The organism is Methanosarcina horonobensis HB-1 = JCM 15518 (assembly GCF_000970285.1).
GTDB classification, from domain to species: domain Archaea; phylum Halobacteriota; class Methanosarcinia; order Methanosarcinales; family Methanosarcinaceae; genus Methanosarcina; species Methanosarcina horonobensis.
Map to the genome: position 1 here is coordinate 4,223,716 of NZ_CP009516.1, position 17,497 is coordinate 4,241,212.

The window sequence follows — 17,497 nt, forward strand, 5'->3', positions numbered from 1 at the left end:
ATCCAACATAACATTGAGGAATTACTATGGATAGAATATACAATATCAAAAGGAAGAAAATTGGATCAAATATTGACCAATTTGATGTCAATTCAAATCAAGCTTCTGATACCAGCACGGTTTTTCCTGAAGAAATAAGAGACACTCGTTACCGCCGGGAAGATCACAGGAGAATTTGGAATTATTTAGAATTATTATTTTCTATGTTATTGGATTCCTTTAATAGGAAATATCCTGTCCCAAAGAAAACGGTAGTAGTGATAACAGTTGCTCTCCTGTATCTCATAAGTCCAATTGACATTTCTCCAGATATCCTTCCTTTAATCGGATTTGTAGATGATGTCGCTGTGTTTGCTTTTGCATTTAGCCTTATTAAAGATGACCTGGAAAATTATAGAGCCTGGAAACTGATAGAATCTGGAAAATGAATAACTGATGGCGATTTTGTTCGCCAATGACCTTAATTTATCCAATCGTCCCATCCCGAACCAGGTTACTGGATAGAAAATTATCTTATTCCATACTTACGGTATATTTTTTATATTTTTAGTTTTAATTGAGAATAAAGCCAGTTTCAGAATAAGTTAGGGAACAAAAAACAGGAAAGCTTCTTAATGAAAAATGTAAAATGGTTTACAAGATGTGATAATTAACAAACAAAAAATAGTAGCAGTATATAAACAAAAGGCTACAATCCTCTAAATAAAAATCATGTTGCTCTGCCATTTTGACAGAAGTACTGAGACGGTGTTCCATTTTCAAGAAGATACTCTTTCCAGACATCGCATGTGTTGCAGATACATTGTCTTTCAGGATTAAGGTCCTGGCAGGTGGCTTCACCTTCCGAGCAGTATATTCCCGGGACATCCTCGGGATCGGGGACTTCTCCTTCAGGCAGATCCTCCATTGCCTTTTTTGAACTGTCAAGCTTGCCCTTTACACATTTACTGTCAGCCTGAACCGGACATTGTGGGCATCTGCACCTGTTAATGTTTTCTCGTGAATAAGGAACTTCAAAATCAATGCCCCTTTGAAAAGATACCCTTCTGTCTCTGGGTGTTATCGGGCTTTCCTCTCCAGTTGTTGTATCTCTAACATTGCTCATATTTTCCCCCCAATTTATAACACTTCGTTAGTGCGTAATTCAAGCTTTGGTTTTAGGAGATAAAAGTCTTTTCAGTTATAGAATAAATATATAATAGTACTTTAAGAGGCTACGTTACTGAGATCAGGCAGTTTTAGTTAGATAACCTGTAATTTTCATGTTCATCCTTTCGATCAGGCTCGTATGGTTCAATCTCTTGGCTTCTATCTTACCAGAACAACTAAGATCAACAGTTTTTCTATACATCTTCCCTACTTTGAAAAAGAAATATGTTTACGTTGTTCCTGCTAACTCAGAAGCTCTCTTAAGATGATCCGTACCAGAATTGCTAGATACATTGGCCTTTTGGAAATATTCAGCTCCTCCTGTACCATTTTTCGCTTCATTTGCCCCCTTCAACAAAAACTGACCTGCAGAGTTATAGTCCAGAAGAGCCATCCTCCATTCATTCTGTGCATCTTGAAGCTTGGGAGATACGGTATATTGATCATTTTCCTGAATGGCGTTCTGAGTATCGTTTACTGTTTGCCGGGCATACACCGCAAGAGTGACATAGTCAGAATTGTTTACAGCGCCGGATATACCGTCCAAATCTGTTTTAAGTATTTTCAAATTTTTCTGAACATTAGTTCCCCATGCAATATCCTGGTAGGTTGATTGAATGGTACTCAGCGGTGAACCTGGTTGAGATGCGTTTTCAACATTTTGTGATCCGGCAAAACCCCAGCCATCCACTGAAATTAGCAAAATAAACAATATGAAGTAGACGTATTTTTTCATACACATACCTCTAAAAGTCCACTTATGACTATAGAAATTTAGAGGAGATGTATTATAAGATTACCTTTACATTTTTCTATATTTGATATAAATGCACCTGTAAATGCATCTGTAAAATTAACATTTTCAAAAGAAGAAATTCTGGAATTGATAGAAAACGATATCAATATAGCTTATTATGCTATTGCAAAATCTCTGGGAAAAAAACCGAACAACAGTAATGAGAAGTGTCAAAAAACTGAAAGATAAAGGTATCTTCACAAGAATCAGGTATCTTCACAAGAATCGGCTCGGACAAAACAGGACACTGGGTAGTGATCCGAAAACTCTGAAGATATGGTATAGGTAAACTGTATCATCCTTTTTCATGTTGAGATCACTTTTGCTTCTCTTTTAATCCCATCAATAAGATACGGGCTTATTGAAGCTTCAGTAAGCAAATCGACCTTTACTCCAAGTAATTCTGAGAGTTCCCTCTCAATCCTTACAAGGGTTAACAGACCTTTAGTTTCGGAAAACTCCACAAGAATATCAATATCGCTTTCCGGCTTTTCTTCTCCTCTGGCATAAGAGCCAAAAATAGCTACCTTTGTTGCTCCTTCTTTTTCAAGGAAAGAAGAGATTTTTTCGAACAACTCTTTGTGCCGGTCAGCGTTTTCCATGTCAGTATATTTTGTTTGTGATCATTTAAAGATATGGTGGAGTGAAATGATGACAAAAAAGAGAAGATATATTTAATAAAGGAGAGATTCGGAGCGATATAACTTTTTTATTATATTTCTGCCCCAGCTCCCCTCAAATCAGATAGAAAAATTAACGTGAAAGCACCTGAGAGAAACAAATCCATGGAAAGATCATGTATAAATAATATCCATAGCAATTTTCTATTATGGCTCAGGCAGATTTTGAAGATAGAGTATTCAAGGAACTCGATATTATTAAAAAACAGCTTATCGAAATAAGAGAGAACATGATAGACATAGACTGTGTACTCACCGATGAAGAAAGAGATCTTGTGGACAAAAGTTATGAGCACAAAAAAGAAGGAAAATTGATACCTATCTCAGAAGTAAAGAAAGAACTGGGACTCTAAATGTTTGAAATTCTCTTTGAGAAAGCTGCACTCAAATTTCTTAGCAAACTCGATACCAGAAATAAGCAACGAATACTCGAAGCCATCGAAAAACTCTCAGAAGACCCGATACCCCATGATGCCAAAAAAATTTATGGAACCAGAGAAAAGCTTTTTAGAATAAGAATTGGAGATTTCAGGGTTCTCTATCGGATAGAATATGAAGAAATTATCATAATTATCGTCAACATTGATTCGAGAAAACGTGTTTATCGAGAAATATAAATTGAGAATTAATCTGTTTTTGGACAACTGTTTTACCTTTCCTCCCATCTTCAAGACAGACCTGGATCACCTCTCTTATACGCTCCATAGTCTGTTCCACAGTTTTACCCTGAGTATAACAACCCGGTATGTCAGGAACTTTTGCAATGTATATTCCATCTTCGTCCTGTTCGATTAGAACAGTATAATTCAAGCTCTTGCCTTCCATCTTTACCGAAATAACATTTTGTTTGTGAGTATTTAAAGTTGTTACCGGCAGAACTGAAGATAAAAGATAACTAAAAAACAGCAGAAGCTGAAACGATATAACTTTTTTTTATTATATTTCCGCCCCAGCCCCCCAAATCCTTCGATTGGAAATTCTTCGATATGCTGCGAAGTTAGAAAAAAGTAAGAAAGAGATGTAAAAGGAGTATAAAATTTATCGGATCCTTTCCAGATGTAAAGAACTTATAAAATTATATTTGTCTGCGTTTTCCTTCAATACCGAAATAACAAGTTCCCTGTGAGCCTTGAGAAGACAATAGTCATCCCTACCCTGAGATTTGTATACCTTAAGAATTCCTCTCTTAACCAGATTATCAATAGCTGTCCCATAAAATCCCAGGTCACTTCTTTTTCTTCCCTGTAGCAAGTCTTCTCTGGAAATATGCTTATCACACCATCTATTTTAGATTGCGATTTTGTTCAATATGAACAATTCATATTCAGAGAATTCTTCCATAGACAGACCCCGGAGAGAACTGTTCATTTAGTTGAACAGTAAGACAATAGGTATAAATATTAAGGACTCATTAATTGATTTACTTATAAGAATGTTCCAATTTACATTAAAGTATTAAGAATATATTTACAGCTTCTTCAATTATTCACCCGATAGTAAATAATTAAATTAAATCTGTGAATTAATAGGAGAACATCATATAAAGTTTTAGCTGCGATTGGAGGAAAAGCGGATGTCACTTGCAGACTTTCTGGGGTCCACATCTGAAATAAAAATTATAGATTTCCTGGCTGAAAATATGGATATGGCCTACAACCAGACTGAAATTAGTGAGTGCCTTGGAATTTCCCGCACTGTTGTAAATCAGAAAATTCCGGTATTAATATACAACAACATAGTAGAAATAAAAGAATGCAAAGGAAACACAAAAAAGTATGGACTAAAAGAAAACAGCCTGGTAAATAAAATAACTTCCGCAATCTATGACCACAGCTTCAGAATGGCAGAGTATAAAGAAGAGGAAGATGAACTGCTCTCCAAAATCTCAGAGAAATGTCAGGCATCATCGGAAGAAAAATGTGATTGCTATTGCGGAGAAAACCCGCATTACATTGAATTTAATGAAGTTCCGGGGTACTTGGATCAAATCTATAGAAGGACGGAACAGTCATCAATTAGCAGTAGAATGTGGAAACATATTAAGACAGAACTTGTTTCAGCCTAACAATTAATTGAGGGTTATCAATGATAGAAGAACAGGGAAAAGGAGAAACTGTCAGGGAAGAAGAACCTGAGAAGAAAAATAAAATTTCTGTCTATAGAACTCCACTTTTTACCAAACTATACGCAACTAATCTCAGAGTATCCCCAACAGATGTAGACTTCAGGATTGAGTTTTTCAACGAAAAAATTGAGACCGAAGAAGAACTCATATTCTACAGCGATGCCCTTGCAATGTTAACACCGGAAGCCGCAAAAAAATTGTATATGGAACTCGAAAAGGCAATTGAAAAGTATGAGATTGAGAATGGGGAAATACCTATAAAAAAGAAAAGGAAGAATTGTTAATTTGCAGATAGGTAATTTTTTTAAGTTCACTTTTTTATTTCATTTTTATTATATTTCCGCCCCAGCTCCCCTCAGATCCTTCGATTGGAAATTCTGCGATTGCGCCGTGGGTTGAAAGATTCTTAAGTAATTATGGCAAAAATAAATACAGTATAGAATATTCGTCACAGATCACAAGGAATTTAAATTACTCTTTTATTTGTATTTTAAATAATCAAACTGATTTAAATCAAAGTCCTGACAGTATAAGTATCCACTTTTTGCATTATCTTTAAGATCTTGCTTAAAAATATCTAAAGCTCGTCTTTTATCTACAGCGCCATCATAAAGGCTTAAAGATAAATCAAGCATAAGTAAAATGCCATGGGCGCCTTCTTCCTTATAATATTTCCTCAGCCTTGTTCTTCCTTTATCGTGAATACAGCCTTGAAGTAGAAGATTGGTAAGTTTACTGGATTGAGATCTACTAATAGTAAAATAAACGTTTGCAGGAATCGGCTCAGATTTATCTTTATTTTCTGTTTCGGTCTTCTTATTTCTGGTTCGAATTCTTTTACTAATTTCTTCTACTATTTTGAAGTCATCATCATCTAATTTATTTTGAGCGAGTATTTGACCTGCAGCAATAGTCTGAACCCCAGATTCGACATCTTTTTGAGAAATTTTTTTGAACTCTCTTTCAGAACCTGACCTTTGACACAGATTGTCATAGCTCTGCTTTAAAATTTCTAAGTATCTACGGGGTATCCCGTTTGCACAGTACGCTGCCAACAAAAATGCTCTCTCATTTTCGAATATTTCTGAGATAGGATCTGGAACATACCTTCCAAAAACGAATTCCAGCCTCTTTCTTGTAAGCTCATGGAAAAAAGCTTCATATTCATCGGACAATTCATCTAATTGTAGATACTCAACACCGGCATCTTGTCCTGGATCGAAATTGAAAGAAACACCTTTTGTTTTCGAGGGATATTTTGTTGCATAAGGGGGATAAACTGAAGCGAAAAAGTAAACGTAATTTGTTTCCATGTCAGATGTAAATGCGCCTCTTATTAACTTTAGAAGTCTAAATATTTCTATCTGAGCATCTTCTGAAGCTTCAGAACATTCGTCTAGTAAAAGAATGGCATAGTTATAATTTAATATTTGTTTTAATTGCCTGAAGAACTCTATAATGAATCCTGCAGCATTTTCATATGCTAACGTCTTACCAACATATTGAACTTCTTTTTCTTTCAGATTTGAAAAAAAGTCTTCTAATGTAACCTGAACTGTTTCACCAGCTGAAAAACCAGACCTTACTTGACTTTCAGTTTTCGTTTTATCAAGGATTTTATCTGGAATATAGGTTAATTGTCCAATTAAAGTATCACTGAGCAATTTTATTCTCTTCATTAGCTCATCGATATCGTTTTCACCTTTTAACCCAAACATTCTTTTGATTGTTTCGATAGCTGTTCCATTATCTCTTCTTTGAACCGCAATTCTAGCTTTTTCTGCTTCGATGATAGATAATGTACTTGTCACGATGCTTGCATATAATTGGATCCGAAAAAGACGGATGTCACTCCCTTGCCATTCAGAAACTTTAGCTAGAGAAATATATATAGGCAGAATTTTTCTCTCAGGGTAACTATTAATGCATTTTGAAGAAATCATCTTGAGGATATGGGTTTTGCCGGTTCCTCTAATGCCCTCAACTAGCATATTTTTACCAGGACCAGAGATAAATGCGTCTATGTCAAAACCTGGATTTATATGTGTTACAGGAAAAAACCCTCCAGCTTGCGCATCATGATTAAAGAAGTTTGGATTGATGTTTACTGCAGACATAACAAGAAAAATTATGCATTCAGTATTTATATTCCTTAGCATTCTTTACGGAATTAAGCATATTCAAAAAAATAGCGGCTCGAAATTATTTTTGTTTGTTAGTTAATACAAAAATAGTGTTCTTATTCCCAGAACTTCTTCGTCTTCACATAATTCCTCTCCGTAACCAGAATATCCCTGTAAAACGCCTCCTCGTCTACCCTCATCTTCTCAATAACCCTTGACGCCGTCTCAGGTCCTATCCCCCTGCTGGCAAGCGCAATAACCGCCTTTTTCCCCTGCGAACGGACTATGCTTGCATTCCTGTAAACTCTCTGTATCCGCTTCTTTTCTTCAGGAGAAACTTTGAGATTTTTGCCCTGCTTTTTGACAAGGTTGATTTCCTCTTCTTCCCAGGGCTTGAGGGCTGCAATCATCCTGGACTCGCAGACAGGGCAGACGATTTCTTCAGGCACGCTTTTCACCTGGCGGTGGGAGGTCCATTTCTTGCAGTTCGTGCAGAAGAGGATGACTTTGTCGTTCATTATGCGTTCCTTAAGGGCGAGGACAATTGAACGGTCGGCTTTCTCCGGGGCTATGAGGTCTCTTTTCATGGCAAAACCGGCTGAACCGATCGGGGTCGGGCCCGATACCTCGACAGAAATCTCGCCGGCTGCAATTTTTGTCAGGACTTCTTTTGCCCTCGGTACGTCAAGCATGTCGTGGAAAATCTCGCGGACGACCTCATCGTACATCGAGGATCCTTCGTAGATTTCAAGGAGCTTTTTCATGCTGATCCTGTCGTAGTCGATATCACGTGAGAGGGCTCCGAACTTGCGGGCTACGTGGACCATTTTCCATTTCATGAGGGTCGTGTTCTTCAGGGTCATTTCGATGATAGGCTCAACATGTTCCGGGCGGAGAGAGAGGAGCATGTCCCGGATCTGGACAGGTCCGACCCTGCGCGGGAGAGTCAGCCTGATCCTGTACGGGTCCACTTCCTGAGCTACGCTGCTCCCGAAACGGGCTGAAAGGAGGGAGGTGAGGACTCTTGCCAGCGTCCCGTTGGTGTTGTGGCCGAAACAGGCGTTCAGGGTCACAGCGTCTCCTTCATCTTCTATTACAATTGTGTCTGCGTCCGGAAGCGGGAAATCTCCTTCAACGTGGTCCCGGAGGAGTCGGATAACTTCAAGCACGGCTGCCTTTGCCACTGGGTATTTCCTCTGCAATTTTTCCGCAACTTCCTCATCGTCAAGGCCTTCCCGGATCAGGGCTGCGGTTTCAGCTCGGAGTTTTCCAACTTCCTGGGATACTTCAAAGGGAACAGGGATTTCTTCCCCTGTCCAGCTCGGGACTTCGCCCATGCCTTCGACCGGCTCGACCTTGATTCTGTCCCGATCATGTTCCCTTTCGCGGTCTGGCATCTCAATGACGCGCCACATATCCCCTTTTGTGATAAAAACGGCTCCGGGTTCGGCGAAGTTTACTACAAAGGCTTCGTCCAGCATCCCGATAGACCTTCCGCTCACGATGTCGTAAATCTCGTACTTTTTCTCGTCCGGGATCATGGAGAGGTTGTCGTAATAATATTCCCGGCTTTTCTTGCGCCTTTTCAGCAGGTTTGAACCTTTCTCGTGCCAGACAAGTTTGTAGTCCCCTATCTGGTCAACCACTCTCTGCAGCTCTTCAATCCTCAGGTCTTTGAACGTGTAGGTCCGCCTCAATACTCTGAAAATCCTGTCCATTCCGACCTCCCCGAAGTCCATAACCATGCCTGCAATCTGGTTTGCCACAACATCAAGGGAATTTATGTGCGGAGAAATTGCCTCGACTCTGCCTTCGAGTGCAGACTTTGTGACTGCCATGCTCTCTGCTGTATCGTCAGCTTCCATGGAAATGATCGTACCCCGTGAGACTTCATGCAGCCTGTGCCCCGCCCTTCCTACTCTCTGGAGCAGCCTTGAGACTTGGCGGGGAGAGCCGTACTGGACTACCCGGTCAACGTTTCCGATATCGATTCCGAGTTCCATTGACGATGTGCAGATAAGTCCCCTGAGGGCTCCTGCCTTGAATCCCTCTTCAGCTTCAACCCGGGCTTCAAAGGAGAGAGAGCCGTGGTGGACTCCGATAGAGGCCCCAAGTTTTCGGAAACCTGCTGCAAGAGCCTCTGCACTCTGCCGGGTGTTCACAAAAATAAGGGTGGACTGGCTTTCATCAACTATTTTCCTGATGCAGTGGAGGTGAGAAGCAAATTCGGGTTCACATCCCACAGTTCTCGCAATTTCCATTACTTCTTTTTCCCGATCTGTTTCTTCTGCTGTGCCCGATGTGGAAAGGTGGGGGCTGACAACATCAAACTCCAGCAGCTTAAGAAGGGCAACTTCGATAACCGTAAAGTCCCTTTTTGCTCCTGCAAGGAATTTTGCTATCTCCCAGGGGTTCCCGACTGTTGCAGAAAGTCCTATCCTCTGGAACTCTCCGGAGATTTCGACAAGCCTCTCAAGCCCGACAGCCAGCTGGGCTCCGCGTTTCGAGCCTGCAAGCTCATGGATTTCATCAACCACAACATGCGTTACGGTTTCAAGGTTCTGCCGCAGGCGAGAGCCTGTAAACATTGCCTGCAGGGTCTCAGGGGTCGTGATCAGGACATCAGGCGGGTTTCTGGACTGGCGCTGCCTTTCGCTTTGAGGGGTGTCCCCATGCCTGACCTGGACTTTGATATCAAGCATCTGCCCGAGAATTTCAATGCGGGAAAGCATATCGCGGTTAAGGGCACGCAGAGGAGTGATATAAAGGGCAGAAATGCCCCTCCGCGCCTCGGGTTTCTTTTTAAGGATGCTGTGAAAAACAGGAAGTACTGCGGATTCAGTTTTACCTGATCCTGTGGGAGCTATCAGAAGAGTATGCTTGCCGTCCATGATATGAGGAAATGACCTTTCCTGCGGCTCAGTGGGTTTCGTAAATCCAAGCGTTTTCAAAGCTCCCTGAATTTTCGGGTGAAAAGTGTTAAAGATGTTGTTAAACGTCATTTTTCAAGAGCTCATTTTTGATGCTGTTGTAGCTGATATTGCTTTAAAACCTCAGCAGGGAAACCTCTGAGTCTTTAGCATTTAGGAAAGAACGTTCAACCTTAAATAGGTTCCAATATGTGAAATATCTTCACTTCAGCCTGCGGCTTCAGGAAAGGAGTCATCCGGCCTGCGGAGATAAATGATGCACTAGTCACCGCAGTGGCTGTGAAAAGCCTTCCTATAATTATACCGCATTAAAATTTGGAATTATTCACCCTGAGAAATTAGCAGATAACCAAACTTTGGTGGCACTATCTCTAAATATATTATCTGGTTTTTCCGTTTCATCCAGACTATTTACGGGCAGCTCAAATATGAAAGACGACCCTTTTCCCTGAGCACTTGTAAACCATACTCTGCCTTTATGCATATCAACAAACTGTTTTACCAGAGCAAGCCCAAGGCCAGTACCTCCGTACTGCCTATTTGTGCCCGAGTCAATCTGTTTGAAAGGCTCAAAGAGGTATTTCTGGTCTTCAGGAGAAATGCCTATTCCCGTATCTGTAACCGAAAATATAGCTCTGTTTCCACTTTTTTTACAGTAAACAGAGACTTTACCTCCTTCAGGAGTAAACTTAACAGCGTTGCTCACGAGGTTATAAAGGATCTGGATAAGACGGCTTCGGTCTGCCTGAATATCTCCAAAATCCGGGTCGATATTAAACTCCGTTTCAAGGTTTTTAACCATAGCAAGAGGCAAGATAGTGGATTTCACTTCATCGAAAACCGAGCCAATGGAAAACTCACTGTAGTAAAGTTCCATTTTTCCGGCTTCTACTTTTGAAAGGTCAAGGATATCGTTTATAACTCCAAGGAGATGTCTTCCGCTGACAGAGATGTTATTAACATATTTCAGCTGCCTTTCGTTGAGCTCTCCAAAAATTTTTTCGAGCAGGATATCCGAAAAACCAATAATGGAGTTAAGAGGCGTCCTCAGCTCGTGACTCATATTGGTAAGGAACTCACTCTTTGCCCGGCTTGCGCTCTCTGCAGCAAACTTTGCCTGAAGCAGTTTTGTTTCGGTTCTTTTACGCTCGGACAGGTCAATGAAACATTCAACAAAAAAATCTTTGTCCTCAATGGTTACCGGAACCACACTCTTCAGGATCGGAGTAATTTCCTTTTGAGAATTGATGATCGTTCTTTCTGAATTATCCACACTCAGTCCAAGATCACTGATAGGACATTTTCCGACCTCTGCAAGACAGATAAATTGGTGACATATATTTCCGACAATCTCTTCTTTTGGCCTCCCTATAGTTTTAATGGCAACAGGGTTTACATCAACTATTTTGTGGCTCGCGGCTTCGATTAATACTATTCCGCAAAGACTTTTCTCCAGTAAAGCACTCAGTATCCCTCTTTCTCTTTGCACCAAACGTTCTGATTCTTTACGTGAAGTAATATCCCGGCTGATTATCAGCAGAGTTTTTCTCTGGTCACCCGTGATTAAGGAACTAACCTCTATGTCGAGGATACTATTGTCTGACCTTTTTATTTTCGTCTCAAAAAACGGCGATCTATTCTCAAGAGTTACGTTCAATGCGTCCTGGAAGCCGGGAAGAGATTCTTCCGGAAATAGAGAGAAAAGAGAAATTTTTTCAAGATGAGCCTTATCATATCCTAGAAGTTTACAGCATCCAGGGTTAACTTCCAGAATACGCTCCCCGTCTGTTATGAAAATTGCATCATTGGACTGCTCAAATAGCGCCCTATATATTTCTTCTTTAGCCATTGGATTGTCCTCGGCCAGTTTCCTTAAAAATGAATTATTTTCTCATTTTTGTCTCAGTTTCAGCATATTAAGGCACTTTTCCTAGATTAGAGAAGTTTATATTAGGAGTCACGAGTTATAAGAATTTTTATACTGTAAAATTACTTATCACGTTTTATTATAAAGATTTATTGTTGAAGACAAGATCCAGAGAAAAAATATGATATGCTATCCAGGCTCCTCCGGAATAAAAAAGTGGGGATTTTTCCCCGATAAACCTGTCTGAGTGGCAGACAGACCAAACCTGCAAAATAAAGTTAGAAGACGATTATTCCCTTTTCATCTGCGGGAAAAGAATCACTTCCTTAATGGATTCGAGACCCGAAAGGATCATTGTGAGGCGGTCAATTCCAAGCCCCATGCCTCCGGTTGGCGGCAGGCCGTATCCGAGAGCGTTTATGAAGTCATAATCTACAGTCTGGGCTTCAAGGTCTCCAAGTTTTCTCTTCTTATCCTGATCTTCGAACCTCTTTTCCTGCTCAAGAGGATCATTTAACTCGGAATATCCGTTTGCCAGTTCCCAGCCGTTAAGGAAAAGCTCAAAGCGCTCGACAAAACCTGCTTTTTCCCTGTGGCTCTTAGCCAGAGGGGAGTTTTCTACAGGGAAGTCATATATGAAAGTTGGGTTTATGAGCTTGTCTTCTACAAGACCCTCAAAAAGCAGGGCAAGAAACTCGCCGTGGCTCTTTGCTTTCTCATAATCTTCAATCCTGTTTTCGATTGCGATTTTCTTCAGCTCTTCGAGAGAATGGGCAAAGACATCAAGACCAGCGTACTCTTTTAAGGCGTCTTCCATGGAAGTCCTCTTCCAGGGGGAACGGAGGTTAATGGTTTTTTCTCCCATTTTAACTTCGTAGCCGCCTGTTAACTTGAATACGAGTTCCGAGATCAGGGCTTCGGTTAAGTCCATCATGTCATTGTAGTCCCTGTAAGCCTCGTAGACCTCGATCATTGTGAACTCAGGGTTGTGGGTTGTGTCTATGTCTTCGTTCCTGAAGTTTTTGCAGATTTCGAAAACTTTCTCGTATCCGCCGACAACAAGCCTCTTGAGGTAAAGTTCTGGAGCAATCCTCAGGAAAAGGTTCTGCCCGAGGCAGTTGTGGAAAGTGGTAAACGGTCTTGCATTTGCCCCGCCGTACACGGTCTGAAGTATAGGGGTCTCAAACTCCAGAAATTCCCTGTCAGTAAGGAATCTTCTGATTTCCGAGATGAGCTTGCTCCTCATGACGAAGATCTCTCTTTTCTCGGCATTGACTATAAGGTCGAGGTACCTTTTCCTGTACCTTGTTTCAATATCCTTTAACCCGTGGAATTTTTCAGGAAGGGCACAGAGGGATTTTGAGAGCAGAGAGAATTCGGAGACACTGATTGAGTTTTCTCCTCTCTTTGTCCTGAAAAGGCTGCCCTGAATACCTACAATATCTCCGGAATCTACAAGGTTTTTAAAAGTCTCGAATTCTTCATCCGGGAGGTTTCCTTTCCTTATAAGAATCTGGATCCTGCCTGCCTGGTCTCCGAGATCGGCAAATATCATCTTTCCATGTTTGCGGATGTTATAGAGCCTGCCTGCAGTTCTGACAGTTAGACCTTCATTCTTTTCGAAATCCTCAAATTTTTCCAGGATCTTGCAGATGTCCCAGTTCTTTTTAAACCTATAAGGATAGGGGTTAAGTCCCTGACTTACCACACCGTTTAATTTTGCAAGTTTTGATTCGTCAAAAGCCCTAGACCCAGATAAACTTGTATCTAAATTGGTCTCGTCAGCCAGGGGAACATTTTCAGATAAATCCGTGTTGTTAATTTCCGTAGTCATTTAATCAGTACATCCTCTTCAGGTGATACGAGTGAATAACAAATAAATTGATCAGTAGTCAATAAGAGAATCGATCAATAAATGAGTCATAAATAAATTAATAATCGATAAATAAACCCAAACTCACAGCAGAATTGAGCTTAAAGAATTCACCGTCAGCGTATAAAGTTTATGTTCACTTTGCAATTTAATGCTATAAGTATGGGTTATCAAGAATAATTAACTGTGTATTAGCCTGATTCTTGACATTTATTTTTTTCCATACAGCCATCCATTTTATATAAATATTAAGAAAAAGAACCGGAACATTAATTAAAAGAACCGGAATATTAGTCAAATAATATGGTTTTACTGGTTAAATATATCATTTTTCATTAATAAAACGATGATTTTTTCTTAGAAAAATTGTTTCCACAGGCTTATTGCTGAAATATTTCTCTTATTAATTTACAGGACTTACGATTTTTCCGTTATTTTCCGTTATTTTAAAGGTAATCCTGAATTCAGTTCCGTGATCTCGTCTGGGCTCCACCTTTCCATCCATCTGGTCAACAAGGGTGCTCACTAACTGCAACCCAAGGGTTCCAAGGGTTTCAAGGCTTTCCAGTTCTATATTTTCAGGAATTCCTTTTCCATTGTCAGAAATTGTCAGGCTGAAAAGGGATTCCTGCATCTCATTACTCTTTTCTTCCCTGCAAAGCTGGATTCTAATTTCTCCTTCCTGATTTTCAGTGAATGCATGTTTAAGGGAGTTTGAAACGAGTTCATTAACAATTATTCCTAACGGGACGGCAATATCCATATTAAAGTAAGCATTTTCTTCCAGATCCATGCACAGGTGAACGCTCTTACTAAAAAGAGTGTAGGTCTGAAAAAGGTTTTCAGCTAATTTTTGGAGATATGTTGAAAAGTCCAGAGTATCGGTTCCTTCTCCTTTATAAAGTTCTTCATGGATAAGGGACATTGAGAGTACGCGACTTTGACTTTCCCTGAAAGCTTCGAGTACCGCTTTATCCTGGAACTTTTCAGACTGGAGGTCCAAAAGGGAAGAAATAACTTGCAGGTTATTCTTAATCCTGTGATGGATTTCTTTTTTTCTGGCTTCTTCAATTTTTGCCAGAGTTTCTTCTGCTCTGATACGTTCAGTAATGTCTCTTGCAATGGCTGAGACCGCTACAGGTTCTCCGGATGCATCAAAAATAGGAGAGTAAGTTACGGAGATATTTATTATTGTACCGTCCTTTTTTAACCTTAAAGTTCTGAAACGCTGGATCTTTTCTTTATGTTTAATTTTTTCAGTTAAATGTTTTATTTCCCCTTTACGGTCATCCGGTTCAAGTATTGAAACATTTTTTTCAAGAATTTCTTCGGCTGAGTATCCATAAATCTGCTCTGCCCCTTTGTTCCAGCTGGTGACAATACCATCAAGAGATTCGGTTATAATAGCATCGTCTGAAGATTCCACAGCATCTGCAAGGATCTTAATTTTCTCTTCTGCCTTTTTACTTTCAGTAATATCCTGAACCGTTCCTCGTATTCGAAGAGGGTTATTTTTCTCATCAAAAACAGCTTCTCCCTGAGCATGGACCACGCGATCTTCTCCATCATCCAGAATAATCCTAAGATCGGTGCTAAAGGGATTTCCTTTTAAAGCTCTGTTAACAACATCATCCGCATGTTCTCGATCATCGGGGTGTATAAGCTTTAAAATCTCACTGTATGGCAGGCCGAATCTTCGGGGATTACACCCTAAAATACGAAATGTCTCGTCAGACCAGTATATTTCATCAGTTTCAAGGTTCCAGTCCCAGATCCCGATATGAGCCAGTCTTTGGGCTTCAGAGAGTCTTCTCTCATTTTCCACCAGCGCCTTATAAGCTTTTTCAAGCTCAGCTGTGCGTTCTTTAACTTTTTCTTCTAAACTACCATATGCTTTTTGAAGAGCTTCTTCAGTTTTTTTGCGCTCGGTAATATCCTTGGCGATCTCGAAACGCACATCTCGACCGTCCGGCCACTTGATGATCCGGTCCATGATCATAAAATACCTCTCCACCGTGGAATTGTAGTACTCCCAATGGTAGGGCTTACCTCTCTCTTTTAAAATAACCGGATTGGTGCAGAAATCGCAGGGAGAGTCCCTCCTCTGGAACTCCCGATAGCAAATCCCTCCAATGAGTTCACCACCAAACTTCTCCTTCATCGCCTTATTCGCGTACAGTACCTCGCAAGTATACGGATCAGTCACGTACACAACGTCATCGATACCATCAAAAATGGAAAGGAGCTGCGATCGCTCGAAAGCCAGTGTCTCCTCGGTCCGTTTGCGCTCGGTGATATCGATGAACGCAGAAATAGACCCGCGTATCTTTCCCTGTTCGTCGCGCAAGGGTCTTGCGTTGCCTAACAAGTGCCGTAACGCGCCATCAGTGGTTTTTATATCGAACTCGTAATCGTTTAGTTCTATGCCTGCAGCCGATATCCGTAGCGGCATATCTGCAAGCGGGATCTCCGCTCCGTCCTTGAATAACCTAAAGGTAAGCCTCTCCCCTCCAGAAGCGGATTTGGACACATTTGTACCCTCAGGAACTTGTAACCATTCGTAGGAAAGTCGGTTCCCAGTTATCTGAAGCGCCCCGGGATCATGCGCCATCCACACGGCGGCAGGCACGGCATCCAGTACTGCTGACAGTTCGTCCGAGCGAGCCCGCTCACGCCTTTCGCTCTCCTGCATTGCATCCATAAAGGCATCGCGTTCCACAAGTGATTGGGCCAGCTTGATATTGCTGTAGCTTAGCTGTGAGATCATGTTGGCAAGCTTCATGAGAAAGGCCATTCCTGTATCCACAGCTTCCCTGCTTAACCGTGGCACTTTTTCAAGCGCCGTTATGTATTCTTTTTCATTAAAGCCGTACTTTTTAGCCTGGGATCGAAAAAATTTATAGTCCACAGACTCGTCCTCAAAAAAGAACTGCCCTGAGAAAATATTGCCGACATGCTGACCGCCCACTATGATAGGAGTCACTACGTCCCACATATTGTTCTTGCACCTGTACAGCTTAAACTCCGCAGGGAGAACGCCAGTGGACAGCTCTGTATCGCTTTCTACACAGTGCCTGCAGGTTTCGGGGTGAATCCTATGAAATTTGGTACAGATATCCTGCCACCCAATGCCTACCAGGACATTTCCTTTGAGATCATCCAGGCTCATGGGAATCTGAGCAAGCTTATAAAAATCATCCATAAGGGACTGGATAGCCTTGACGTCAACAATTTCAGCAAGCTGCAGGTCCTCTGGCTCCCGAGCAGGCGAAAGAATATCTTCCAGCTTCAGCCTGATATGTTGCTCTCTTTGGCGCAGTACCTCTTCTGCCCTTCTGACTCCGGTAATATTCTGAGTAACGCCGGAACCAGTAGGTAGTGTACCGTTGTTATCAAGTTCTAAATCTACCTTTTCGCGCACCCACCTGATTTTATTGTCTGCGGTGATGCGTGGCTCCAGATCTTCCCAATCCTCCTGCCGCACTTCCTCAACCTTCTATTGTCTACGAGTAAGTCTGACACTTCATCAACGTGAGAGTATAAATCGCACGCCATTATTTCTGAGGCTATTTCTGAGACCCTTGAATTATTCTCTGCTCGATTCTCTGTTCGGATTTTCTCTCAAAATACCAGGAAATTCATCTAAGTGACGATCAGAAAATTCATAAGTAATAATGAAAATTCATCCAAATGATAATTTGAAGTAATATATCTTTAATTTCATAAAGACATTTGGATATGTTGATCAATATTTTGCTGAATGCGTTTTAAAAGAAAAGTTAGGATAGCAAAATTGAAGAAAGTGTTTTTTAGTTGGGGGCTTAAAGTCAGAAAGAGAACATGACTATTTTCTCCTGGAACATGAATCCTTTGCAAAAAACATAGTCAAAAAACCATTTTTGTAGCAAATCCGCTCTTATACTTAAAGCTGAATCCTCTAGCTGTTTGCCTATC

General features: G+C 40.9%; 14 protein-coding genes. 5 read left to right on the top strand and 9 right to left on the bottom strand.

Annotation, left to right across the window (positions count from 1 at the left end):
- Positions 1–26 precede the first annotated feature (26 nt).
- Entirely contained in the window at positions 27–428 is a 402-nt protein-coding gene (locus MSHOH_RS18400; RefSeq protein ID WP_048141864.1) for a YkvA family protein, read from the top strand.
- 281 nt (positions 429–709) lie between these two features.
- Here the strand turns inward: MSHOH_RS18400 and MSHOH_RS18405 are convergent, their stop codons facing one another.
- From MSHOH_RS18405 to MSHOH_RS18415, 3 genes are all read right to left on the bottom strand, one after another.
- On the bottom strand, positions 710–1,105 hold the full coding sequence (locus MSHOH_RS18405; protein ID WP_048141866.1) for a DUF2769 domain-containing protein: 396 nt from the start codon (positions 1,103–1,105) through the stop codon (positions 710–712).
- Between the two features lie 273 nt (positions 1,106–1,378).
- A complete protein-coding gene (locus MSHOH_RS18410) occupies positions 1,379–1,885 on the bottom strand; it encodes a hypothetical protein (protein ID WP_239451055.1) in 507 nt (168 codons plus the stop codon).
- 365 nt (positions 1,886–2,250) lie between these two features.
- The gene (locus MSHOH_RS18415) at positions 2,251–2,547 is read right to left on the bottom strand and encodes a nucleotidyltransferase family protein (RefSeq protein WP_048141870.1); all 297 of its coding nucleotides are present in this window, start codon (positions 2,545–2,547) and stop codon (positions 2,251–2,253) included.
- Positions 2,548–2,774: 227 nt separating this feature from the next.
- Between MSHOH_RS18415 and MSHOH_RS18420 the strand changes: the two genes are divergently transcribed.
- Positions 2,775–2,978, top strand: coding sequence for a hypothetical protein (locus MSHOH_RS18420; RefSeq protein ID WP_048141871.1), 204 nt, complete (start codon positions 2,775–2,777; stop codon positions 2,976–2,978).
- Positions 2,979–3,242 (top strand): type II toxin-antitoxin system RelE family toxin, encoded by a 264-nt coding sequence (locus tag MSHOH_RS18425; RefSeq protein ID WP_048141873.1) that lies wholly within the window; start codon positions 2,979–2,981, stop codon positions 3,240–3,242.
- Here MSHOH_RS18425 and MSHOH_RS25415 read toward each other — a convergent pair.
- Positions 3,202–3,450 (bottom strand): type II toxin-antitoxin system HicB family antitoxin, encoded by a 249-nt coding sequence (locus MSHOH_RS25415; RefSeq protein WP_082089418.1) that lies wholly within the window; start codon positions 3,448–3,450, stop codon positions 3,202–3,204. The two genes, MSHOH_RS18425 and MSHOH_RS25415, sit on opposite strands and share 41 nt — an antisense overlap.
- Positions 3,451–4,198: 748 nt before the next feature.
- Between MSHOH_RS25415 and MSHOH_RS18435 the strand changes: the two genes are divergently transcribed.
- Together MSHOH_RS18435 and MSHOH_RS18440 are read left to right on the top strand one after the other, a co-directional pair.
- On the top strand, positions 4,199–4,690 hold the full coding sequence (locus MSHOH_RS18435) for a helix-turn-helix domain-containing protein (protein WP_048141876.1): 492 nt from the start codon (positions 4,199–4,201) through the stop codon (positions 4,688–4,690).
- A 20-nt stretch (positions 4,691–4,710) separates the two neighbouring features.
- Positions 4,711–5,034, top strand: a complete 324-nt coding sequence (locus MSHOH_RS18440) for a DUF3467 domain-containing protein (protein ID WP_048141878.1) — start codon at positions 4,711–4,713, stop codon at positions 5,032–5,034.
- A gap of 195 nt (positions 5,035–5,229) precedes the next feature.
- On the opposite strand, the gene MSHOH_RS18445 is transcribed toward MSHOH_RS18440, so the two are convergent.
- The 5 genes from MSHOH_RS18445 to MSHOH_RS25420 all read right to left on the bottom strand — a co-directional run bounded on the left by MSHOH_RS18445 (position 5,230) and on the right by MSHOH_RS25420 (position 16,841).
- The gene (locus MSHOH_RS18445; protein ID WP_048141880.1) at positions 5,230–6,867 is read right to left on the bottom strand and encodes a hypothetical protein; all 1,638 of its coding nucleotides are present in this window, start codon (positions 6,865–6,867) and stop codon (positions 5,230–5,232) included.
- Between the two features lie 122 nt (positions 6,868–6,989).
- A complete protein-coding gene (locus MSHOH_RS18450) occupies positions 6,990–9,875 on the bottom strand; it encodes a DEAD/DEAH box helicase (protein WP_048141882.1) in 2,886 nt (961 codons plus the stop codon).
- Positions 9,876–10,128: 253 nt separating this feature from the next.
- A complete protein-coding gene (locus tag MSHOH_RS18455; RefSeq protein WP_052730925.1) occupies positions 10,129–11,652 on the bottom strand; it encodes a PAS domain-containing sensor histidine kinase in 1,524 nt (507 codons plus the stop codon).
- Positions 11,653–11,959: 307 nt separating this feature from the next.
- Positions 11,960–13,504: a lysine--tRNA ligase gene (gene lysS / locus MSHOH_RS18460; protein WP_048141884.1), complete on the bottom strand. Its 1,545-nt coding sequence runs from the start codon at positions 13,502–13,504 to the stop codon at positions 11,960–11,962.
- A gap of 442 nt (positions 13,505–13,946) precedes the next feature.
- On the bottom strand, positions 13,947–16,841 hold the full coding sequence (locus MSHOH_RS25420; protein ID WP_449405458.1) for a PocR ligand-binding domain-containing protein: 2,895 nt from the start codon (positions 16,839–16,841) through the stop codon (positions 13,947–13,949).
- Positions 16,842–17,497: the final 656 nt, after the last annotated feature.